This is a genomic window from Caballeronia glathei (assembly GCF_000698595.1).
GTDB lineage: Bacteria > Pseudomonadota > Gammaproteobacteria > Burkholderiales > Burkholderiaceae > Caballeronia > Caballeronia glathei.
This window is the reverse complement of sequence record NZ_JFHC01000342.1, coordinates 1-316: the sequence shown is the minus strand read 5'-3', so window position 1 is coordinate 316 and position 316 is coordinate 1. Positions and strand designations below refer to the sequence as shown.

The following is a 316-nucleotide window of genomic DNA, read 5'->3' as shown; positions in this document are numbered from 1 at the left end:
TTGTTATCGACGGGAAGCTGCGGATCGTCGAGATATCGGGTGAGCGCTGCCCACCGCCGCAGACTGTAGTCGAGCGCCTTCGCTATGGACGAACCTTCGTTCACGTGTGCACGCTGCAGAACCATCCAGGTGTGCAATGCTTCGGCGACGGGACGCGCGCATCGTTGGCGAAGTTCCAATCGATTCTCGGGGGAGAGATCACGCGCCTCGCGCTCGACATCGTACAGCTGGCTGATGTAGCGCAAGGCATCTTCGGCAATCTGGCTTCGACTGGCAACATGCAAGTCGTAGAACTTACGGCGCGCGTGGGCCAGGC

1 protein-coding gene is annotated in these 316 nt (G+C 60.4%); it reads right to left on the bottom strand.

The window, feature by feature from the left end:
• Positions 1 to 316: IS66 family transposase (locus tag BG61_RS41245; protein ID WP_152565307.1), on the bottom strand; the 316-nt coding region annotated here is incomplete at both ends.